Below are 19,252 nucleotides of genomic sequence, written 5' to 3'. Positions count from 1 at the left end.
CCACTGCGGAAACCGGCTTGCCCGCGAAGGCGCCGATACCGGCGCCACCCTTCCTCAGGCCTGCCACTTCAACAGGAGTCCTTATGACCCGAACCATCCCCGAACCGGACCTGAATTACCTGCAGAAAGTCCTGCTGGAAATGCTCGCCATTCCCAGCCCCACCGGTTTCACCGACACCATCGTGCGCTATGTCGCCGAGCGCCTGGAAGAACTCGGCATTCCGTTTGAAATGACTCGGCGCGGCACCATTCGCGCCACCCTCAAGGGCCAGAAAAACAGCCCCGATCGGGCCGTGTCGGCGCACCTGGACACCATCGGCGCCGCCGTGCGGGCGATCAAGGACAACGGTCGCCTGACCCTGGCCCCGGTGGGTTGCTGGTCGAGCCGATTCGCCGAAGGCAGCCGCGTCAGCCTGTTCACCGATAACGGCGTGATCCGTGGCAGCGTGTTGCCGCTGATGGCCTCCGGGCACGCGTTCAACACTGCCGTCGACGAAATGCCGGTGAGCTGGGACCACGTGGAACTGCGCCTGGACGCCTACTGTGCGACCCGTGCCGACTGCGATTCGCTGGGCATCAGCGTGGGCGACTACGTAGCCTTCGACCCGCTGCCCGAGTTCACCGAGAGCGGGCATATCAGCGCGCGACATCTGGACGACAAGGCCGGCGTGGCCGCCCTGCTCGCGGCACTCAAGGCGATCATCGACAGCGGCGAGCCGTTGCTGATCGACTGCCACCCGCTGTTCACCATCACCGAGGAGACCGGCAGCGGTGCCGCGGCCGCCCTGCCGTGGGACGTGAGTGAGTTTGTCGGCATCGATATCGCCCCGGTCGCACCCGGGCAGCACTCCAGCGAACATGCGGTGAGTGTGGCGATGCAGGATTCCGGCGGGCCGTATGACTACCACCTGTCGCGTCATCTCCTGCGCCTGGCGGCGGACAACGACCTGCCGGTGCGCCGCGACCTGTTCCGCTATTACTTCAGCGATGCGCACTCGGCGGTGACCGCCGGCCACGACATTCGCACCGCCCTGCTGGCGTTTGGTTGCGACGCGACCCACGGTTATGAGCGCACCCACATCGACAGCCTGGCCGCGTTGAGCCGTCTGCTGGGCGCCTACATCCTCAGCCCGCCGGTGTTCGCCAGCGATGCGCAACCGGCCCAGGGTTCACTGGACCGGTTCAGTCATCAGATCGAGCATGAAACGCAGATGGAGAGCGACACGCGCGTGCCGTCGGTGGACAGCCTGGTCGGGAACAAGACCTGATACTGGCAACTCGGGGCCCGGCGCAGTAGCATCGCCGGGACCCGCTACCTGAGGCTTGTATGCTGATTCCCTACGATGCACTTGAAGTCGACACCCTGACCCGCCTCATCGAAGATTTCGTGACCCGCGACGGCACCGATAATGGTGACGACACGCCCCTGGAAACCCGTGTATTGCGCGTGCGCCAGGCGCTGACCAAGGGCCAGGCGCTGATCGTGTTCGACCCCGACAGCGAGCAATGCCAGTTGATGCTCAAGCACGATGTGCCCAAGCATCTGTTTGACTGACACCCTGCAATCAGGGATTGGGCACCGGCACCGGATGGGTGTTGGCGTCCTGGCTACGCTGGATTTTCCGGTAGACCTCGGCGCGATGGACGTTGACGCCCGCCGGCGCCGCAACGCCAAACCTCACCTGGCCTCCATTGAGTTCAAGAATGTGCAGAGCGATGTCATCGCCGATGGCGATGATTTCGCCCACTGCGCGGCTTAATACCAGCATGTCGATTGTCCTTTTCGAATGACAGGACATTGACCATGCGCGCACGGGGCGTGTCGCGACAATGGTGCGCGATCAAATCAGGCCTTACCTACACCTGCGGGTAATTTGCCTGACAGACCACGCCTAAATCAGCCTTTAACAGCCTGCGCCTTGGCGCGCATCTTGTCGGCCATGGTGGTCATTTCGTCATACAGCAACTGGGGATTTTTCTGCTTCAATACCCAGGCCATACGCCCCTGCTCGTGGGGCAGAATCATGAACTCGCCTGCGGCCACGCGCTGGTAGATGTAATCGGCAATGTCCGCCGCCGAAATCGGTGAGCTTTCGAGCAACTTGCCTACCTGCGCTTTCATCGCCGGGGTGGGCCCGCGAAACGAATCCAGCAGGTTGGTCTGGAAAAACGACGGGCACACCACGTGCACGCCCACTTCCTGCTGCTTGAGTTCCACCAGCAGGCTTTCCGACAGCGCCACCACGCCGGCCTTGGCCACGTTGTAGTTGCTCATCGCTGGCCCCTGCATCAAGGCGGCCATTGACGCGATATTGATGATGCGGCCCTTGCTCTTTTCCAGCAGCGGGAGGAACGCTTTGCAGCCCTTGACCACGCCCATCAGGTTGATCGCGATCTGCCAGTCCCAGTCTTCCAGAGACAGCTCGGCGAAGAAGCCACCCGAGGCCACGCCGGCATTGTTGACGATCACATCGATGCCACCCAGCTTGACCTCGCACGCCTGGGCCAGGGCGGTGAGCTGGCTGTAGTCGCGCACGTCGCAGCGCTGGGTGAAGCCATCACCGCCCGCCTCGCGTACCCTTTTCAAGGTGTCCTGCAGGCCCGGCTCGCTGACGTCCGACAAGGCCAGCTGCCACCCCTCACGGGCCCAGCGCAGAGCGATTTCACGACCCAGGCCGGACCCGGCGCCAGTGATCATCATGCGATTTTGCATAGGAGAGCTGCCTTGTGGTTCACGGAAGAAGTGAGCGGCAGTGTAGCGAAGGATTTTGCGCCAACCACGCACCATCAGGGTGATGAATGCCCCAGGCAAACCGTCGGCCCGGTCGGCTGCCGATCTATTGCTCAGAGGCGATTTTTTCAACTAAGGGAAAAGTTTTTTGTTCAGTGAAAAAGAAATAAGCAACTAATCGAAATACTTTAAAAAATTACTGAATTTTTTATCACACCCTCTAGTCCGAGTTGTTAAGGCGTACGCAATTAACGGTGCGAGCCTCTTGATAAATAACCGGTCTCGCTGAAGGCCTATAAGGAAATAAAACCATGAGCCTCATTCTGATCATTATCCTGATTCTGCTGCTGGTCGGCGGTCTGCCCGTGTTCCCGCACTCGCGTAACTGGGGCTACGGCCCGTCGGGTATCCTGGGTGTTGTCCTGGTAGTACTGGTGGTGTTGTTGTTGCTCGGCCGCATCTAAAAGCCGGACAAAAAAAGAGGCCTTTTAAAGGCCTCTTTTTTATTGCCCGTGAATCAGTCGGGCTTGCCGTCCACTACGCCGGCGGTGTTATCCAACAGGCTCTTGGTGGCCGTTTGCAGGAACGATTCAAGTTTCTGCTTCAACGCGGCTTCGTCCGGCGATTCAGCGATCACTTTACCGGTCGGGTTCGCGCCCAGTTCGTATTGCCACAACTTCGGCGGCATCTCCTTGGGCAATACCAGCACGCGGTCGCCGGTGAGCAAGGCCACGGTCTGGTCGCTGCCCGACGGTTTGATCACGCCGAAGCCCTTGTCGCCTTCCGGCAGGTTCAGCAGGTCGCGGCCCCAGCACTGGTGCAGGGTGTCGCCACCGAGGCGGCCCATGATGGTCGGCACGATGTCGATCTGGGTGCCCACGGTGTGGTCACGCTCGCCGAATTTTTCCTGCATGCCCGGTGCAATCATCAGCATCGGTACGTTGAAACGGCCCAGGTCCATTTCGGTGATCTGCTGCTCGTTGCCAAACCCGTGGTCACCGACGATCACGAACAGTGTTTCCTTGAAGTACGGCTCCTTGCGCGCCTTTTCAAAGAACTGGCCCAGGGCCCAGTCGGAGTAGCGCATCGCCGTCAAATGCTCGTCGAGGCTGCCACGGCCAGTGACTTTGTCCACCGGCAAAGGGTTGGGCAACGCGTACGGCGTGTGGTTGGACAGGGTTTGCAGCAGCGCGTAGAACGGCTTGCCGCCTTCACGGGCTTTGAGCTCTTCGAGGCCACGGTTGAACATGTCCTGGTCGGACACGCCCCACGTCGGGTCGGAGAACACCGGGTCGACAAAGTCGTTGCGCCCGATGAAGTTGGTCATGCCCTGATTGCTGAAGAAGCCCGACTGGTTGTCCCAGGCGAAATCGCCGTTGTAGACATACACATCGTTGAAGTCACGCGCGCTGAGCAACTGCGGCAGGCCCGACAGCTTGTGGCTGCCTTCCGGGGTCTGCATCAGGTATTCGAAGCCCGGCAGGTTCGGGAAGCAGGCCATGGTGGCGAACATACCCTGGTGGGTGTGGGTGCCGTTGGAGAAGAAGCGGTCGAACAGCAGGCCTTCCTTGGACAGTTTGTCGAAGTAAGGCGTGATGTTGCCCGGACGGCCCAAAGCGCCCACCGAGTGACCGGCGAAGCTTTCCATCAGGATCACCACAACGTTCTTGATCGGCAGGGTCTTCTCGGCCGGTGGCGTGTAGTCGCGGCGCACAGCGGCAGTGTCGGTATCCACCAGTTTTTCGCTCGGCAGTACCAGCATGTCGCGCACGGTCTGAGTCGCCAACGGCTGTTCCAGGGTGGCTTTCCACACGTTGTCGCGGTGCTCGGAGAAACGTGCCTTGGCGGCGCCGATCAACGACAGCGTACCGTTGAGGCCCAACTGGTTGGCGAAGTTGGAATCGGTGGTGTACACGTCACCCCAGCGCAGCGGCGGGCCCTGGCGCAGGGTGCCACGGGCGGCGACCACGGCGATCAGCAGGCACACCACAAACACGGCGATGCGGCTGTACCACGGCGCCACCTGGCGGGTGCCGATACTGCCGCCGCTGAACGGGCCGCGCGGACGGGTGGCGCGGTCGGCGCCCTTGAACGCCATACTCAGGATCAGCGTGCCCACGGCCCAGGCCAGCAGGTAGCGCACCACCGGAAAACCGTACCAGAGCATGCTCACTACGGTCTTGGGATCTTCCTTGACGTACTGGAACACCAGGCCGTTGAGGCGCTGGTGGAACTCGCGGTAGAAGTCCATCTCCATCAGGCCCAGGAACAGCGCGATGCTCGAGGCAACGGTGAGCCAGCAACGGAAGAACCCGCGCGCCGCCATGGCTCGCACGCTGAACAGCGCCAGTAACAACGGGATCAGCAGGTACACCACCAGGCGCAGATCCAGACGCAGGCCATTGGCGAACGCTTCGAGGAAGGTCGCGGCCGGCGTGTCGAGGATCATCTCGCGGTTGTAGACCAGCAGCGCCAGGCGCAGCAGGGAGAACATCACCATCATGACCAGTGCACAGAGCAGCGTGTAAGCCAGATGGGATTTGACGGTCGGTTGCAGCAGGCGATTCGAAGCTCGCTGCTGACTCAGGGCGTCCGGGTTTGCCATGTCGTTTTCAGGACCCATTGGAAGTTAAGTGACGAAGCATTGCAGTGGCGCGAATGGTGCCCGATCAGTGCCGGCAAGGCTATTAATTACTGAACGAGTAACGCTACCACGCCTTTAAAAGCGCCCAGGGCAGGCCCGTGGCCGGAGGATAGAGCCAGCGAATTCTCTTGGATGAAATGTGAAAATTCTGTGCAGCGAATATTTCGACACACAAATCTCCCCTGGCACCGTAATGCAAATGTGGGAGGGGGCTTGCTCCCGGTAGTGGTGTTTCAGTACCAGATTGACTGGCTGATACACCGCTACCGGGAGCAAGCCCCCTCCCACACTTACCGTGCCCGCTCCCGCTATAGAGGGGTGTCAGATCCGCACGTTGCCCCGTGGCCCGGCGATTGCCCAGATGATCAGGCCAAGCACAGGCAGCAGCAGGATCAACAGGATCCACAACACTTTGGCGCCGGTACTTGCGCCGCTTTTGAACACGTTGATGATCGCCCAGATATCCAACGCCAGGATGATCAGGCCAATCAGGCCATTAAAGGTAGAACCCATGGTGTCGCTCCTTAAGTGAGGTCATGCCTGCTTAGGATAGGCGCTGCCAGCCATCGTTCCGTTTTAATTCAGACGTGTACGGCCACACGCAGGGCTTCCAGGGCCGGTTCAGCCTGGATGCCGACCTCGGCGCAGCGTTGCAAGACGTGCGGCAGGTGATTGCCATGCACCAGCACCACCTGGATGGCGTCATCCAGCAACTGGCTGAAATTCACCAGCACATAGCCACCGTCTTCGGCACTCAACGCGCTCATCTGGATCTGAATGCGATTGAGCGCCGTGAGGTCGTCGGCCTTGGCCAGTTGCTTGGGCTTGAGGTTGAACGCCACGCCAGGGCCGAACGAGGCAACGATCTGCGCGAACAGATCGGCATAACTGTCGGCCTGGAACAGCACCGTGTCCGGCAGGCTGCCGACCACCACCCACTCGCCCAAGGGGATTGGGAAGCTGTCGTCGTAGTTGATGTCCGGGTTCGCCGCCAAAAACGCCGCCGGATCGGCATACGCCTGGGCGGCCTCATCGGCAATGCGCGCCACCTCGTCCTCGCCCATGACGCCGGCGCTGATGTGGCTGATGAGTTCGACGAGGGCGGTTTTCATGGGGCAATCCTGTGGCGGGCGGGTTTTGGAGGGCGCAAAGCCTACACCAGTTTCTGTAACTTCGCCGCCGCATCCACCGCGCCCATGGTCTGCGCCGCCGCCAGTGCCGTGGCGCCCTGTGCATCGGTCGCCTTGGGATTGGCGCCCTGCTCCAGCAGGTAGTCGAGCATTTCAATACGGTTGAACATCGCGGCCATCATCAATGCGGTACGGCCATCGGAGGATGCGGCCTCCAGCGGGGTGCCACCTTCTATGAGCGCCTTGACCACGGCCATATGGCCCTTGAACGCCGCGCCGGCAATCGGCAGTTGATTCTTGTCGTTGGCAATCAGCGGGTCGGCCTTGAATTCGAGCAGCACTTTTACCGCGTCGGCGTGGCCGTGGTAGGCCGCGAGCATCAGCAAGGTGTCGCCATTGTGATTGCGCAAGTTGGCGGGCAACCCCTTGGCCAGCAGCGCGGCGAGCATGGCGGCGTCGCCTTTGCGGGCAACATCGAAGACCTGCTCGGCAAATTCGGCAGCTTCGTCGTCGGTCATCTGTTTGGGTTGGTCTGACATATGCGGCTCCTTGATCAGTACTGAATAGGCGCCAGTGTTGCGAGGGAGTTCCCGCCTGTCATGGCTTTTTTGTCAAAAGTCGTCATAGCGACAATCAATCACCTGTTCAGACCGGCAGCAACGACAGAAGGGAATTTAACCGTATGTTTCGAGTCTTTTAGCTTAGGGACCTTGCAGCCGCCGCTGACCAGACAGCGCAAAATGCAGGGGTGCACGATGGCCCTTCATGCAATTTGCACGAAACCGAAAATCCAGAATAAATTCAAGCCATTGATTTATAACGATATTTTAAATAGCCACTAGCTGGCACAATCACTGCACCTATCACTCCATGCTTGCCAACTTGAGCCAACGGAGCTGATAGACATGAGCCTGATCCAAGATAAATTCGCTTCAGTATTTTCCCAATACGACGTCACCACCCAGCCCCGTCCGGACGGCGGCATCCTGTTGACCCTGCGCAACGGCGAAGGCAAACAGGTCAAGCGCTCGATTTCCTATCAGCAGTTGCACACTGCCGACCAACTGACCTGGGTAATCAGTGCCATCCGCCGCGACCTGGCTGAACAAGCCAGTGACCTGCCGCAGATTTCGATGCTGCAAAGCCAGAACCGCTTTGCCCTGCCGACCTACCATTCGGCTTAAGCAACGGCTTTTTACGAGAAGGGCCGCGACGTCGTTGAACGTCGCGGCCCTTTTTCATGCGTTCAATACAGCCGTTGGCGCACCGCCTCATTGACTGCCTGCACGCGATTGCTCACCTGAAGCTTGCCGTAGATATTGCGCAGATGAAATTTGACCGCCGCCTGGGAGGTCGCGCGAATCTTGCTGATTTCCCAGACGGTCTTGCCCTCCGAGGCCCAGCGCAGGATTTCCAGCTCCGTGGGCGTCAGGGGTTTGCCGGACAGACTCAAGCGCTTTCGCGCCGCCATGGCCGTGTCGCACAGCCCGGTCGCGGGTGGATACAACTCCTGTGGGCCACTCATGCCGCTCTCCTTCTTATAAGCGCTTGGCGGATGCCTATACCGACCTTCGGATTCCTCCTATTGACAGCTGGTATAAGCACCGAAGCTTGAGAGCGTTACATAACCCACGCAGCCGTGCGCTTGGTCGCGACATAAATAGCCGTGACCTACACGTAAATACGGCTCTTCCCACAAAAAAATCCAACTCTTTGCGGTTGAACATTTACCTGGCTATTGCACTACCTCGCCCTGTCAGCGCGTGCGGACCATCAGTCATCCAGTCCCGGTAAGCCTTCAGTCACCGCGCCCAGCGTGAACTCAGGCGTCAGCCCCTGCACACTGTTGGACAGGCACAACGTCACGCAGCAGGGGTTCTCGCCGATGTCGAACCCGTGTGACAAGCCTGCAGGGATCACCAGCAGGTCGTTTTTTTCACAGCGCACGGCATACAGGTAGTCACCCACTTGCAGGGTGTACAAGCCCTGACCTGCGATGAACAAACGCGCGTGGTCCTCACTGTAGCGTCGCGCCTTCAGGTGCCTGGCGCGCAACGCTTGCGGGTGCGGTTGATCGCTGCCGACGCTGAACACCTCGACCGCGCTGTAGCCCAGGGCGTCGATCTGCGGCTGGCACGCGGCAATCATCTGCGCCTCGCTGGCGCCCTTCTCCAGCGGACCAGGCTGCCAGCGCTCGAACCGCACACCGTGGTCGGCCAGGGTCGAGGCAATATCGTCGGCGTGGGTAAGGACTTTGTTCGGAGTATCCAGCGTGGCAAGGGCATAGACGGCGACATGGCTCATGGGACGGTTCCTTGATTCTGCTCGTGCAAGCGAAGGCCGATGATAACGGCGGCGGCCAGGGCGGCGGCGCTGGCGATGCCGAACGTGAGGGTCGGGCCCAGCAGGTTCCAGCTGTAGCCCGAATAGAGGGCGCCGAGGGCGCCACCGGTGCCGGCCAGAGCGGCGTACAGCGCCTGGCCCTGACCCTGTTGTTTATCGCCGAAGCTGCGTTGCACAAAGGCAATCGCTGCGGCGTGAAAGCTGCCGAAGGTCGCAGCGTGCATCACTTGCGACAACAGCAGCACCCAGAAGAATTCGGCAAAGGTGCCCAGCAGCAGCCAGCGCAGCGCCGCCAACAGGAAACTGGCCAGCAGCACCCGGCGTAGGGAAAAGCGCATGAGGATGCGGCTCATCGCCAAAAACATCAGCACTTCGGCTACCACGCCCAGGGCCCACAGCAGGCCGATCACGCCACGGCTGTAGCCCAGGTGCTCAAGGTGCAGGGTGAGAAAGGTGTAATACGGGCCGTGGCTTAATTGCATCAGCGCCACACAGGCATAAAACGCCAGCACGCCGGGGCGGCGCAGCTGTTTGAGAAAACCGTCGCCGGCCGGGCGGTTGCCGTGGCTGACGGGTTGCGCATTCGGCACCCACAGGCTGGCCACGATAATCCCGGCCATGATCACCACGACCACCACCGGGTAGATGTCCAGGCTCAGCCAGTCGAACAGGCGGCCCATGAGCACCACGGTGAGGATAAAGCCGATGGAACCCCACAGCCGCAGCTGGCTGTAGCGTGCGGTCTGCTCGCGCAGGTGCGCCAGGGTGATGACCTCGAACTGCGGCAATACCGCGTGCCAGAAAAACGCATGCAGGGCCATGACCAGCGCCAGCCAGGCGTAGGTTTTGCTCACGAAAATCAGCGCAAAACTGGCCAGGGTGCACACCGCGCCAAAGCGCACGATGGCCAGGCGCCGGCCGGTGTAGTCGCCCAGCCAGCCCCACAGGTTGGGCGCCACGCAGCGCATCAGCATAGGGATGGCCACCAGTTCGCCAATGCGCGCGCTGGAGAAGCCCAGGTGATCGAAGTACAGCGCCAGGAAAGGCGCGGTGGCCCCCAGCAGGGCGAAGTAGAACAGGTAGAAGCTGGAGAGGCGCCAGTAGGGGAGCGTTGACGTCATAGGTTACACGGGCCGCTTCGCGGCCCAACGCGAGCAAGCTCGCTCGCCACAGCAAGCTCGCCCGCCACAACGGACCGTCACAGCTGGCCCAGCACCGGAGTGTTCACGTGTACATCGGCGTTCTGCCCACGATGGCGCAGCAGGTGGTCCATCAGCACGATGGCCATCATCGCTTCGGCAATCGGTGTGGCGCGAATGCCCACGCAGGGGTCATGACGACCCTTGGTGATGATGTCCACCGGATTGCCGTGCACGTCGATCGAGCGGCCTGGCGTGGTGATGCTGGACGTGGCCTTCAGCGCCAGATGCGCCACGATCGGCTGGCCCGATGAGATGCCGCCGAGGATGCCACCTGCGTTGTTGCTGAGAAAACCCTGCGGGGTCAGCTCGTCGCGATGCTCGGTGCCGCGTTGGGACACGCAGGCAAAACCGGCGCCGATTTCCACGCCCTTCACGGCGTTGATGCTCATCAGCGCGTGGGCCAGCTCGGCGTCCAGGCGGTCGAAGATCGGCTCGCCCAGGCCCGGCTTGACCCCTTCGGCCACCACGGTGATGCGCGCGCCGACCGAGTCCTGGTCGCGGCGCAACTGGTCCATGTAGGCTTCCAGTTCCGGCACCTTGTCCGGGTCGGGGCAGAAGAAAGCGTTGTCTTCGACGCTGTCCCAGGTCTTGAACGGGATTTCGATGGGCCCCAGTTGGCTCATGTAGCCACGGATCACGATGCCCTGGCTCGCCAGGTATTTCTTGGCGATGGCGCCGGCGGCCACCCGCATCGCAGTCTCGCGAGCCGAGCTGCGGCCACCGCCACGGTAGTCGCGTTCGCCGTATTTGTGATGGTAGGTGTAGTCGGCATGGGCCGGGCGGAACAGGTCCTTGATCGCCGAATAGTCCTTGGACTTCTGGTCGGTGTTGCGGATCAACAGGCCGATGGCGCAGCCGGTGGTGCGGCCTTCGAAGACGCCGGAGAGGATCTCGACTTCGTCGGGCTCCTGACGCTGGGTGGTGTGGCGGCTGGTGCCGGGCTTGCGGCGGTCGAGGTCACGCTGCAGGTCGTCCAGGGACAACTCAAGGCCGGGCGGGCAGCCGTCGACAATGGCGACCAACGCCGGGCCATGGCTTTCGCCCGCGGTGGTGACAGTGAACAGCTTGCCGAAGGTATTGCCGGACATGCAGGGCGCTCCGTGAAATCAGTTGAATCAAGTCAACCGTAATAACTTAAGGCCGCCAGTATACGCAGGCTAACCGACTAGTTCATCCTCGAAACCTTAGCGGTGGACACGGGTCCAACCGGCACCTTCCAATGATGGCGCGATGATGCTTCGAGTTCTGCTGTTAGCCCTTACCCTCTTTACAAGCCTGGCCCATGCCGCCTCCCCGGTGGTGCTGCAACGCCCCATCAGCCTCGACACCGGCAGCGGCGAGCTGTTCGGCTCGCTGCTGTTGCCACAATCGGACAAACCGGTGCCGGTAGTGCTGATCATCGCCGGCTCCGGCCCTACCGACCGCAACGGCAACAGTGCCGACGGTGCACGCAACGACAGCCTCAAGCGTCTGGCCTGGGTGCTTGCGCGGCATAACATCGCCAGCGTGCGCTACGACAAGCGCGGTGTGGCCGCAAGCCTTGCGGCCACACCCGACGAGCGCAACCTCACCCTCGACGCTTACGTGGCCGACGCCGTGGCCTGGGGCAAACGGCTCAAGGCGGACACACGCATGGGCCCGCTGATCGTGCTGGGGCACAGCGAAGGCGCACTGGTCGCCGCCCTCGCCGCGCCGCAACTGGACCCGGCCGGGGTGGTGTCGCTCTCCGGCAGCGCGCGCCCGGTCGACCAGGTGATCCGCCAGCAACTGGCCGACCATCTGCCTCCTGCGCTGTTGCTGCGCAGCAATGAAATCCTCGACCACCTCAAGGCCGGTCAGGTGGATGCCGATGTGCCGACTCCCCTGGAAGGGATTTTCCGGCCCAGCGTGCAGCCTTACCTGATCAGCCTGTTTCGCGCCGACCCATCGGCCGCGTTCGCCAGGCTGCACATGCCGGCACTGATCATCCAGGGCACCAACGATATCCAGGTCGGTGTGGCCGATGCGCGGCAACTGCAACAGGCCAAACCCGACGCGCAGTTGACCATCATCGAAGGCATGAACCACGTAATGCGCATCGTGCCCAACAACGTCAAGCAGCAACTGGCCTCCTACAACGACCCGAAACTGCCGCTGGCCGCCGAGCTGGGCGAGCGCCTGGTACGCTTTATCGACGGACTGCGCTCGCGCTAAGCAAGTATTGGCCTCCAGTCCTGGCAGAACCGGCCGATAAGCCCAGGGTCGACAGTAAAAAGACTGTCGGCTCGCACGGCTTGGACAGGATCGCGCCGCATGACAATCACCGAAGCAACACCGGAACCGACCAGCGACACCCCGGCCGACGTGCCCGAGGCCGTCGAGGCAGCGGCCCTGCCGTGGGCGGACGTGCAGGCCGAACATTTCAAGATGCTGCGCCTGGCGCCCCTGGCAATCGACCGTGCCACCGGAGCACGGCCCTTGCGCTTTGTGCAGTTCGGCTACGCCGAGCGGCATGATGCGCAACGCAGCCTGTTGCGCATGGTCATCGAGTTACCGAGCCAGCGCGTGCGGCGTGAGCAGAACCAGCTCGACGTGTGGGTGGACCACGAAACACACCGCGTGCACTTCGGCCCGGGCAACAGCCTGGAGATCGAACCGGTCAACCGTGGCCTTGGTCGTTTCCTGGTGGCCCAGGCCGCCGCCTGGGCGAAAAGGAAGTGGTCACACTACCGCGTCGACGGCGTGAGCCTGGCCAACAAGGATGCACTCAACGAAGCCACGCGCCTGCGCCGTGATCACTTCCTGCGCATTCAGGGTTTCGATGTGGCCTACGCCGATGTGCAGCATTTGAAAGGCAATGTGCAGCCGGGCAAGGTCAGCAACGTGCTGGACAGTTGGAACACCGAGAAGGTACAGTTCGTGCAGATTCTGGAAGCGGCGCAGATGCTGCAACAGGCCGAGCAGAACCTGCAGGAGCAGGAAGTGAAGCTGCGCAAGGAGGAAGAAAAGGTCACCAAGTTCAAGCGCGAGGACAGCGGATTGCGCTTTACCATTACCTGCCTGGTGGCATTTACGGTGTTTCAGGCGGGGCTGTTGATCTGGATCGCCACGCACCGCTGATAAATTGCAATGCGATCAACGTGTAGGAGGGGGCTTGCTCCCGATAGCGGTGTACCCGTCACTGTATTCAGTGACTGACACTCAGCAATCGGGAGCAAGCCCCCTCCCACATTGACCTCACGTCCTCAGCTAGACCCGCGCGGCAAAGACGGCCTGATGCTCGCGGCACTGTTCAGCCGTGAGCATGAACACGCCATGCCCGCCGCGCTGGAAGTCCAGCCAGGCAAAATCCACTTGCGGGTACAGCGCCTCGACGTGCACCTGGCTGTTGCCCACTTCGACAATCAGCAAGCCCTTCTCGGTCAAGTGGTCCGCCGCCTCGGCGAGCATGCGCCGTACCAGGTTCAAGCCGTCGTCACCGCAGGCCAGGCCCAACTCCGGCTCGTGCTGATATTCGTCGGGCATATCGGCAAAGTCTTCGGCATCCACGTAGGGCGGGTTGGACACGATCAAGTCAAAACGCTGGCCCGGCAGGCCATCGAAGCCATCGCCCTGCACGGTGTACACGCGCTGATCCACGCCATGGCGCTCGATGTTCTGGTTGGCCACTTCCAATGCTTCAAAGGACACATCACCCAGCACCACTTCAGCCTCCTGGAACTCGTAGGCGCAGGCAATGCCGATGCAACCGGAGCCGGTGCACAGGTCGAGGATGCGCGCAGGCGGCTGGGCCAGCCAGGGTTCGAAGCGGTTTTCGATCAGTTCGCCAATCGGTGAGCGCGGGATCAACACGCGCTCATCGACGATAAACGACAGACCGCAGAACCAGGCTTCCTTCAACAGGTAAGCCGTGGGCACGCGCTCATGGATGCGGCGATGCAGCAAACGCTGCACGTGGGAGATTTCCTCTTCTTCGAGGTTGCAGTCCAGATAGCTGTCGGCAATTTCCCAGGGCAGATGCAGAGCGCCGAGCACCAGTTGCCGGGCTTCGTCCCAGGCGTTGTCGGTGCCATGGCCAAAAAACAGGTCTTCCCCGTGGAAACGGCTGACAGCCCAACGGATATGGTCGCGCAAGGTGCGCAGGCGGGAAGTGATCACGGGGCAAGCTCCTGGAAAAAACGACTGGCGATTCTAACAGCCTTCGCCGGGACCGACGATGAGTGCAGTGCTCGCGCCATCTGTCGGATTTCATCCAAATGGCTGCCCTCTGGTTAAACACGGCAGCCTCTTGACAGGGCTGCACGCCAGCAACGGCGCAGCTTGCGATGGTAGCGATTCACAGAACCGCTCTGCCAGTGGACAATGTCGCAAACGCCCCCCTGACAGGAGCCCCAGAATGTCCGTTCCAAAGACGATGTTTCAACTCAGCGGTCGTGGTTACGCAGCAGCGAACCTTGCCCATGCGACCCTCGTGATCATCGACGCCCAGAAGGAATACCTCAGCGGCCCGCTCGCCCTCTCGGGCATGGACGCGGCCGTCGCCAACATCAGGCAGCTGGTGACCTCGGCGCGCAATGCCGGGCGCCCGATTGTGCATGTGCGTCATCTCGGCACCGTCGGCGGCCTGTTTGACCCCCAGGGCGAACGCGGCGAATTCATCCCCGGCCTTGAGCCTGAGGGTGACGAAACCATCATCGGCAAGCTGTTGCCAAGCGCCTTCCACGGCACCGGCCTGGAAAAACACCTGCAGGACCTGGGCTCGCTGGACCTGATCGTCTGCGGCTTCATGAGCCACTCCAGCGTCAGCACCACCGTGCGCGCCGCCAAGAACCTGGGCTTTCGCTGCACGCTGGTGGAAGACGCCTGCGCCACCCGCGACCTGCCTTGCAAAGGCGGTATCCTGAGTGCCGAGCACGTGCAGCAGACCGAAATGGCCATCATGGCCGACAATTTCGCGACCCTCGCGCTGACCAAAGATCTGATTTGATCGACCTGCGGGTGAGCGGTGTGTTTAAACCCCACTCATCCGCAAAGCCCTTTCATTTGGCGCATTTACCCCTCCACCCGGAACAACCTGTGTATCTTCCGGTCGAAGGGCCGATACCCTGGAGGAAAGGTCGGAATGAAGATATCCGATGGTTTTGATGCTCGTCGCTTGCGCCCCAAGGGCCCGAGCAACTGGCGTCTGCGTCTGGTGGCGTGCTTTGCCGCGCTGCTGACGATGTGTGGTCTGTTGTTGGCCGGCGCTGGTGGCGCCGGTTTGTTTGGTCACTCGCCGGCCCTTGGTGAGCTGAATGCCAGCCCCGGTGGCTCGGCGATTCTGCTGGTAATCGGCCTTCTGGTGCTGTGGTTCGGCGTATGGTTGTGGCGCCGCAGCCGTCGGAAAATGCGCCAGACCTCGTCACTGAATATCGCCTCGCACCTGATGAAAAAGCACGACTGATGGCGCCTGGATAGCGTTTCCTGCGCCCTGGCCGCCGCGATTAGGTAAACTGCCCGCCCCTCGCGGAGGCTGACATGCAAGACGACGACTTTTCCCTGTTCAAAAACGAGCTGCGCGGCGTCAAGCCGATCAAGCACGACCGCGCCGACACCGGCAAACCCAAAGCCGACCGGGCGCAGATCGCCAAGCTGCGCCAGGCCGCCACCGTGCGCACCGATGCCACCACCGTGGATGGTCTGTCGGACCAGTTCGTGATCGACGTCGGCCCCGAGGACGAGCTGATGTGGGCCCGCGACGGCGTGCAGGAAAGCCAGATGCGCAAGCTCAAGCTCGGCCAGATCCCCTTCGAAGGCAGCCTCGACCTGCACGGCATGACCGTGGAAAAAGCCCGGGAAACCCTGTGGGCCTTTCTCGCCGAAGCCACAAAATTCGAAATCCGCTGCGTGCGCGTCACTCACGGCAAGGCCGTGCGTCTGGACGGCAAGCGGCCGATGATCAAGAGCCACGTCAACACCTGGCTGCGCCAGCATACCCAGGTGCTCGGCTTTACTTCCTGCCAGGCCCGCCACGGCGGTGCCGGTGCGGTGTATGTGATGCTCAAGCGCACCATGATGGAAGGCCGCGACGAGTAACAAGTGCCATCGTCAGGCTTGCAGCGATGTGTCCGCCCCCGTAACCTTGCGCTTTGCGAAAATCCAACAGGTAGTTTCATGTCCCTGGAACAGAATTACACAGAGATTCTCGGCCAGCTCGGCGAGGACGTCTCCCGCGAGGGCCTGCTCGACACGCCAAAGCGTGCCGCCAAAGCGATGCAGTACCTTTGCCGCGGCTATGAACAGACACTCGAAGAAGTCACCAACGGTGCCTTGTTCAGCTCCGACAACAGCGAGATGGTGCTGGTCAAGGACATCGAGCTGTACTCGTTGTGCGAACACCACCTGCTGCCCTTTATCGGCAAGGCACATGTCGCCTATATCCCGAGTGGCAAGGTGCTGGGCCTGTCGAAAGTAGCGCGGATTGTCGACATGTACGCGCGCCGCCTGCAGATCCAGGAAAACCTCAGCCGTCAGATCGCCGATGCGGTACTGGAAGTGACCGGCGCGCTGGGCGTGGCCGTGGTGATCGAAGCCAAGCACATGTGCATGATGATGCGCGGCGTGGAGAAACAGAATTCGTCGATGATCACCTCGGTGATGCTCGGTGAGTTCCGCGAAAATGCGGCCACCCGCAGCGAGTTTCTCAGCCTGATCAAGTAACGGGCTGCTTCGATAAAAAAAACCGGCGTTCATCGCCGGTTTTTTTTCGCCTGCAGAATTCAGGTAAGCTGCCACCCCTCAAGTTTAGGGCCAGAGGTTTCAGCCATGTTCGTCAAAGCACTTCGAGTGGGCCTGGGCCAACTCATCATCGCGGGCGACTTTCTTACCCGCCCCCGCAAAAAACAGCGTCCCGCCGAGCAACAGGCCCAGGTGAATGCGGCGGCCAGGGACCTGACCCTGTACCAGTTCCACGCCTGCCCGTTCTGTGTGAAAACCCGTCGCACCCTGCACCGCCTCAATGTGCCGGTGGCCTTGAAGGACGCGAAGAACAACGAACATGATCGCCAGACCCTGCTGGAGCAAGGCGGCCGGATCAAGGTGCCGTGCCTGCGTATCGAAGAGAATGGCCAGACCACCTGGATGTATGACTCCAAGGTGATCATCGACTACCTCGACAAGCGCTTCGCTGCGATCTGACCGCCCTGCGAATATCCCTGTGGCGAGCGGGCTTGCCCCGCGTTGGGGTGCGAAGCGCCCCCCATCGAGCAAAACGCGGTGTACCTGATACGGCTCAGCGCCTGGCTTTGGGGCTGCTGCGCAGCCCAACGCAGGACAAGCCTGCTCGCCACAGGGAATCTGCGCTTGTGGGCTTATTGTGGCGAGCGGGCTTGCCCCGCGTTGGGGTGCGAAGCGCCCCCCATCGAGTAAAACGCGGTGTACCTGATACGGCTCAGCGCCTGGCTTTGGGGCTGCTGCGCAGCCCAACGCAGGACAAGCCTGCTCGCCACAGGGAATCTGCGCTTAACTGAACGGCATTAGGGCTTGCCACAACATGCCTGCTTGCCACAACGTGCCCGCTTGCCACTGTTCGAAGATTGGGTCACCTTCAGTCAAATATTGTCAGCTCCAACAACGCCGAACCCAGGCACTTGCCATGCGCATCCAGCGCCAGCGAGCGGGTCACGCCGCCGCGCAGGATCCCCGGCAGCACGAAGTTCAGCGCCTGCACGTTGGGCAGTTCATAGCGCCGCACCGGCGCAGCCCCCGGTTCGCGCAAGCCGTCGAAAAACTGCGCCACGCGTTCGGCGGTCAGTTGTTCACATAACAACGGGTAATCCTCGGCGCGGTAAGCAATGATCGAGATGTTCGACGTGTCGCCCTTGTCCCCGGTACGGGAGTGGGCCAGGGTGTGCAATTTCATGCTTCGATCCTCGCGTTGACCTTACCACGGGGCAGCATCAACGATGCCACCGCCACCACCTGACGTACGCTTTTGCTTGCGCCACCGCCGCCGGCCGGGCCATTGGTGTAAAGGGTTTCCACTTCATTGCCAACGCGCACCGCGTCGCTGCGCTCATCACAGCGCGCCGCCACGCGCAGGCGCACTTCCCAGGGTTCGACGCTGCTGCGCGGGCCATGCAGCGCGTCCATGCCGATCAGTTCGGCGCGCACCTCCTGCATCTGTACGCCCGTCAACGCCAGGCGCTTGAGAACGATGTCCCGCGCCAGTTGCGCCCGCGCGACCGCTCCCGGCCCGCCATAGGACATTTGCCCCTCACCGATCCAGCCATCCAGATAACCGACACTGACTTTCAACTGCTCCGGCCGCGCCCGCCCCGACGCCCCCTCGGCGCGCACGCGGTCGATGCCCTCCTGGGTAAATGCCACCTGGGAAAAGTCCGCCGTCACGTCGGGGGTCAAATACGCCGACGGGTCATGCACTTCATAGATCAACTGTTCGGCGCAGGTAGCAGGGCTGACGAGGCCACCGGAGCCGGCCACCTTTGTGATCACCGCAGCACCGTCTGCGTCGACCTCGGCCAGCGGAAAGCCCAGGCGCGCCAGATCATCCACGTCCTTCAAACCGGGCTCGGCGAAGTAGCCGCCGCTGACCTGCCCCGCACACTCGAGCAGATGCCCGACCAGGGTGCCGCGCCCCAGCAGTTCCCAATCGTGCGCCGCCCAGCCGAATTCAAACATCTGCGGTGCGAGAAACAACGAAGGATCGGCCACCCGCCCGGTGATCACCACATCGGCATCCTCGCGCAGGGCGTCCAGAATGCCATCGACGCCCAGGTAGGCATTCGCCGAGATCAGCCGCTCGCCCAGCGAGCCGAGCGTCTGGCCGTTATCCAGCACATGCTCGGGGCGCAACCCCTCCAGCACATCATCCCCGACCACGGCCACGACCTTGCAGCTCAGGCCCAACTCACTGGCGATGCGCCGTACCTCGACAGCCGCCGACACCGGGTTGGCCGCGCCCATGTTAGTGATCACCCGCAAGCGTCGCCTGCCTGCGTGACGGCCCACCAATGGCAATACCCGGCGCATGCGTTCAGCCAGCAACGGGTCGTAACCGCCAGCCGGGTCGCCGATGCGCGCCTGCTGGGCCAGGGCGATGGTGCGTTCGGCCAGGCATTCGAACACCAGGTAATCCAGATCGCCCCGCTCGGCCAGTTCCACGGCAGGTTCGATACGGTCGCCGGAGTAACCGGCGCCGGAGCCAATGCGCAAGGTTTTCATC

General features: G+C 61.9%; 24 protein-coding genes. 11 read left to right on the top strand and 13 right to left on the bottom strand.

The genetic code is table 11. The features are described from left to right. Positions 1-83 precede the first annotated feature (83 nt). The gene (locus LUB09_RS03450; RefSeq protein WP_057008098.1) at positions 84-1,268 is read left to right on the top strand and encodes an osmoprotectant NAGGN system M42 family peptidase; all 1,185 of its coding nucleotides are present in this window, start codon (positions 84-86) and stop codon (positions 1,266-1,268) included. Between the two features lie 59 nt (positions 1,269-1,327). Continuing rightward, positions 1,328-1,555 carry a YheU family protein gene (locus tag LUB09_RS03445; RefSeq protein WP_003236706.1) on the top strand — a complete coding sequence of 76 codons (228 nt, stop codon included), beginning with the start codon at positions 1,328-1,330 and terminating at the stop codon, positions 1,553-1,555. A gap of 10 nt (positions 1,556-1,565) precedes the next feature. Here LUB09_RS03445 and csrA read toward each other — a convergent pair whose 3' ends face one another. Together csrA and LUB09_RS03435 are read right to left on the bottom strand one after the other, a co-directional pair. Next, the gene (csrA, locus tag LUB09_RS03440; protein WP_209983311.1) at positions 1,566-1,769 is read right to left on the bottom strand and encodes a carbon storage regulator CsrA; all 204 of its coding nucleotides are present in this window, start codon (positions 1,767-1,769) and stop codon (positions 1,566-1,568) included. Positions 1,770-1,897: 128 nt separating this feature from the next. Beyond that, complete coding sequence (locus LUB09_RS03435; protein ID WP_209983313.1) at positions 1,898-2,713, bottom strand: SDR family oxidoreductase; 816 nt, start codon at positions 2,711-2,713, stop codon at positions 1,898-1,900. 329 nt (positions 2,714-3,042) lie between these two features. On the opposite strand from LUB09_RS03435, the gene LUB09_RS03430 reads away from it, so the two are divergent. Further along, the gene (locus LUB09_RS03430) at positions 3,043-3,195 is read left to right on the top strand and encodes a DUF3309 family protein (protein ID WP_003236711.1); all 153 of its coding nucleotides are present in this window, start codon (positions 3,043-3,045) and stop codon (positions 3,193-3,195) included. Between the two features lie 53 nt (positions 3,196-3,248). On the opposite strand, the gene LUB09_RS03425 is transcribed toward LUB09_RS03430, so the two are convergent. From LUB09_RS03425 to LUB09_RS03410, 4 genes are all read right to left on the bottom strand, one after another. Continuing rightward, complete coding sequence (locus LUB09_RS03425) at positions 3,249-5,336, bottom strand: LTA synthase family protein (protein WP_231421627.1); 2,088 nt, start codon at positions 5,334-5,336, stop codon at positions 3,249-3,251. Positions 5,337-5,696: 360 nt separating this feature from the next. Then, positions 5,697-5,888, bottom strand: coding sequence for a PLDc N-terminal domain-containing protein (locus LUB09_RS03420; protein ID WP_003172956.1), 192 nt, complete (start codon positions 5,886-5,888; stop codon positions 5,697-5,699). Positions 5,889-5,956: 68 nt separating this feature from the next. After that, positions 5,957-6,487 (bottom strand): hypothetical protein, encoded by a 531-nt coding sequence (locus LUB09_RS03415; protein WP_209983317.1) that lies wholly within the window; start codon positions 6,485-6,487, stop codon positions 5,957-5,959. Positions 6,488-6,528: 41 nt separating this feature from the next. After that, the gene (locus LUB09_RS03410) at positions 6,529-7,044 is read right to left on the bottom strand and encodes an ankyrin repeat domain-containing protein (protein ID WP_209983319.1); all 516 of its coding nucleotides are present in this window, start codon (positions 7,042-7,044) and stop codon (positions 6,529-6,531) included. 366 nt (positions 7,045-7,410) lie between these two features. On the opposite strand from LUB09_RS03410, the gene LUB09_RS03405 reads away from it, so the two are divergent. Continuing rightward, positions 7,411-7,689 carry a DUF3509 domain-containing protein gene (locus LUB09_RS03405; RefSeq protein WP_003236719.1) on the top strand — a complete coding sequence of 93 codons (279 nt, stop codon included), beginning with the start codon at positions 7,411-7,413 and terminating at the stop codon, positions 7,687-7,689. Positions 7,690-7,751: 62 nt separating this feature from the next. Here the strand turns inward: LUB09_RS03405 and LUB09_RS03400 are convergent, their stop codons facing one another. The 4 genes from LUB09_RS03400 to aroC form a co-directional block, all read right to left on the bottom strand. Next, positions 7,752-8,030 (bottom strand): response regulator transcription factor, encoded by a 279-nt coding sequence (locus tag LUB09_RS03400; RefSeq protein WP_209983322.1) that lies wholly within the window; start codon positions 8,028-8,030, stop codon positions 7,752-7,754. 248 nt (positions 8,031-8,278) lie between these two features. Then, on the bottom strand, positions 8,279-8,809 hold the full coding sequence (locus LUB09_RS03395) for a 1,2-dihydroxy-3-keto-5-methylthiopentene dioxygenase (RefSeq protein ID WP_231421626.1): 531 nt from the start codon (positions 8,807-8,809) through the stop codon (positions 8,279-8,281). Further along, positions 8,806-9,969, bottom strand: a complete 1,164-nt coding sequence (locus tag LUB09_RS03390) for an MFS transporter (protein ID WP_231421625.1) — start codon at positions 9,967-9,969, stop codon at positions 8,806-8,808. Before LUB09_RS03390 ends, LUB09_RS03395 begins: the two co-directional genes overlap by 4 nt. A 77-nt stretch (positions 9,970-10,046) precedes the next feature. Continuing rightward, positions 10,047-11,138, bottom strand: coding sequence for a chorismate synthase (gene aroC / locus LUB09_RS03385; RefSeq protein WP_231421624.1), 1,092 nt, complete (start codon positions 11,136-11,138; stop codon positions 10,047-10,049). A 142-nt stretch (positions 11,139-11,280) separates the two neighbouring features. Here aroC and LUB09_RS03380 point away from each other — a divergent pair, with 142 nt between their 5' ends. Next, positions 11,281-12,243 (top strand): alpha/beta hydrolase, encoded by a 963-nt coding sequence (locus LUB09_RS03380; RefSeq protein WP_209983331.1) that lies wholly within the window; start codon positions 11,281-11,283, stop codon positions 12,241-12,243. Between the two features lie 99 nt (positions 12,244-12,342). Then, positions 12,343-13,149, top strand: a complete 807-nt coding sequence (locus tag LUB09_RS03375) for a hypothetical protein (protein ID WP_231421617.1) — start codon at positions 12,343-12,345, stop codon at positions 13,147-13,149. A gap of 129 nt (positions 13,150-13,278) precedes the next feature. Here LUB09_RS03375 and prmB read toward each other — a convergent pair whose 3' ends face one another. Continuing rightward, positions 13,279-14,187 carry a 50S ribosomal protein L3 N(5)-glutamine methyltransferase gene (prmB, locus tag LUB09_RS03370; protein ID WP_209983335.1) on the bottom strand — a complete coding sequence of 303 codons (909 nt, stop codon included), beginning with the start codon at positions 14,185-14,187 and terminating at the stop codon, positions 13,279-13,281. A 238-nt stretch (positions 14,188-14,425) separates the two neighbouring features. On the opposite strand from prmB, the gene LUB09_RS03365 reads away from it, so the two are divergent. The 5 genes from LUB09_RS03365 (at position 14,426) to LUB09_RS03345 (ending at position 17,205) form a co-directional block, all read left to right on the top strand. Further along, positions 14,426-15,016: a cysteine hydrolase family protein gene (locus LUB09_RS03365; RefSeq protein ID WP_209983337.1), complete on the top strand. Its 591-nt coding sequence runs from the start codon at positions 14,426-14,428 to the stop codon at positions 15,014-15,016. A 135-nt stretch (positions 15,017-15,151) separates the two neighbouring features. Next, complete coding sequence (locus LUB09_RS03360) at positions 15,152-15,472, top strand: hypothetical protein (RefSeq protein WP_209983339.1); 321 nt, start codon at positions 15,152-15,154, stop codon at positions 15,470-15,472. 74 nt (positions 15,473-15,546) lie between these two features. Beyond that, entirely contained in the window at positions 15,547-16,104 is a 558-nt protein-coding gene (locus tag LUB09_RS03355) for a Smr/MutS family protein (RefSeq protein WP_209983341.1), read from the top strand. 78 nt (positions 16,105-16,182) lie between these two features. Beyond that, positions 16,183-16,728, top strand: coding sequence for a GTP cyclohydrolase I FolE (gene folE, locus LUB09_RS03350; protein ID WP_003192797.1), 546 nt, complete (start codon positions 16,183-16,185; stop codon positions 16,726-16,728). Between the two features lie 105 nt (positions 16,729-16,833). Then, positions 16,834-17,205 (top strand): glutaredoxin family protein, encoded by a 372-nt coding sequence (locus LUB09_RS03345; RefSeq protein WP_057008115.1) that lies wholly within the window; start codon positions 16,834-16,836, stop codon positions 17,203-17,205. Positions 17,206-17,614: 409 nt separating this feature from the next. On the opposite strand, the gene LUB09_RS03340 is transcribed toward LUB09_RS03345, so the two are convergent. Both LUB09_RS03340 and LUB09_RS03335 read right to left on the bottom strand, forming a co-directional pair. Beyond that, positions 17,615-17,929, bottom strand: coding sequence for an AtuA-related protein (locus LUB09_RS03340; RefSeq protein WP_209983343.1), 315 nt, complete (start codon positions 17,927-17,929; stop codon positions 17,615-17,617). Further along, on the bottom strand, positions 17,926-19,251 hold the full coding sequence (locus LUB09_RS03335; RefSeq protein ID WP_231421616.1) for an acyclic terpene utilization AtuA family protein: 1,326 nt from the start codon (positions 19,249-19,251) through the stop codon (positions 17,926-17,928). The genes LUB09_RS03340 and LUB09_RS03335 overlap by 4 nt, the downstream gene beginning before the upstream one ends. Position 19,252 lies beyond the last annotated feature (1 nt).

Origin of the sequence: Pseudomonas sp. Leaf59 (assembly GCF_920984685.1) — a bacterium.
Lineage (GTDB): Bacteria > Pseudomonadota > Gammaproteobacteria > Pseudomonadales > Pseudomonadaceae > Aquipseudomonas.
The sequence above is the reverse complement of the archived record's forward strand: the minus strand, read 5'-3'. Positions and strand labels throughout refer to the sequence as shown.

Bases quoted from the DNA above. Each gene is read 5' to 3' on its own strand.
- LUB09_RS03345 (WP_057008115.1), top strand. From the start codon at position 16,834: ATGTTCGTCAAAGCACTTCGAGTGGGCCTGGGCCAACTCATCATCGCG.
- LUB09_RS03395 (WP_231421626.1), bottom strand. From the start codon at position 8,809: ATGAGCCATGTCGCCGTCTATGCCCTTGCCACGCTGGATACTCCGAAC.
- LUB09_RS03355 (WP_209983341.1), top strand. From the start codon at position 15,547: ATGCAAGACGACGACTTTTCCCTGTTCAAAAACGAGCTGCGCGGCGTC.
- aroC (WP_231421624.1), bottom strand. From the start codon at position 11,138: ATGTCCGGCAATACCTTCGGCAAGCTGTTCACTGTCACCACCGCGGGC.
- LUB09_RS03380 (WP_209983331.1), top strand. From the start codon at position 11,281: ATGATGCTTCGAGTTCTGCTGTTAGCCCTTACCCTCTTTACAAGCCTG.
- LUB09_RS03375 (WP_231421617.1), top strand. From the start codon at position 12,343: ATGACAATCACCGAAGCAACACCGGAACCGACCAGCGACACCCCGGCC.
- LUB09_RS03365 (WP_209983337.1), top strand. From the start codon at position 14,426: ATGTCCGTTCCAAAGACGATGTTTCAACTCAGCGGTCGTGGTTACGCA.
- LUB09_RS03435 (WP_209983313.1), bottom strand. From the start codon at position 2,713: ATGCAAAATCGCATGATGATCACTGGCGCCGGGTCCGGCCTGGGTCGT.
- LUB09_RS03420 (WP_003172956.1), bottom strand. From the start codon at position 5,888: ATGGGTTCTACCTTTAATGGCCTGATTGGCCTGATCATCCTGGCGTTG.
- LUB09_RS03445 (WP_003236706.1), top strand. From the start codon at position 1,328: ATGCTGATTCCCTACGATGCACTTGAAGTCGACACCCTGACCCGCCTC.
- LUB09_RS03400 (WP_209983322.1), bottom strand. From the start codon at position 8,030: ATGAGTGGCCCACAGGAGTTGTATCCACCCGCGACCGGGCTGTGCGAC.
- LUB09_RS03340 (WP_209983343.1), bottom strand. From the start codon at position 17,929: ATGAAATTGCACACCCTGGCCCACTCCCGTACCGGGGACAAGGGCGAC.
- LUB09_RS03390 (WP_231421625.1), bottom strand. From the start codon at position 9,969: ATGACGTCAACGCTCCCCTACTGGCGCCTCTCCAGCTTCTACCTGTTC.
- LUB09_RS03415 (WP_209983317.1), bottom strand. From the start codon at position 6,487: ATGAAAACCGCCCTCGTCGAACTCATCAGCCACATCAGCGCCGGCGTC.
- folE (WP_003192797.1), top strand. From the start codon at position 16,183: ATGTCCCTGGAACAGAATTACACAGAGATTCTCGGCCAGCTCGGCGAG.
- LUB09_RS03335 (WP_231421616.1), bottom strand. From the start codon at position 19,251: ATGAAAACCTTGCGCATTGGCTCCGGCGCCGGTTACTCCGGCGACCGT.
- LUB09_RS03405 (WP_003236719.1), top strand. From the start codon at position 7,411: ATGAGCCTGATCCAAGATAAATTCGCTTCAGTATTTTCCCAATACGAC.
- LUB09_RS03360 (WP_209983339.1), top strand. From the start codon at position 15,152: ATGAAGATATCCGATGGTTTTGATGCTCGTCGCTTGCGCCCCAAGGGC.
- LUB09_RS03425 (WP_231421627.1), bottom strand. From the start codon at position 5,336: ATGGCAAACCCGGACGCCCTGAGTCAGCAGCGAGCTTCGAATCGCCTG.
- LUB09_RS03450 (WP_057008098.1), top strand. From the start codon at position 84: ATGACCCGAACCATCCCCGAACCGGACCTGAATTACCTGCAGAAAGTC.
- csrA (WP_209983311.1), bottom strand. From the start codon at position 1,769: ATGCTGGTATTAAGCCGCGCAGTGGGCGAAATCATCGCCATCGGCGAT.
- LUB09_RS03430 (WP_003236711.1), top strand. From the start codon at position 3,043: ATGAGCCTCATTCTGATCATTATCCTGATTCTGCTGCTGGTCGGCGGT.
- LUB09_RS03410 (WP_209983319.1), bottom strand. From the start codon at position 7,044: ATGTCAGACCAACCCAAACAGATGACCGACGACGAAGCTGCCGAATTT.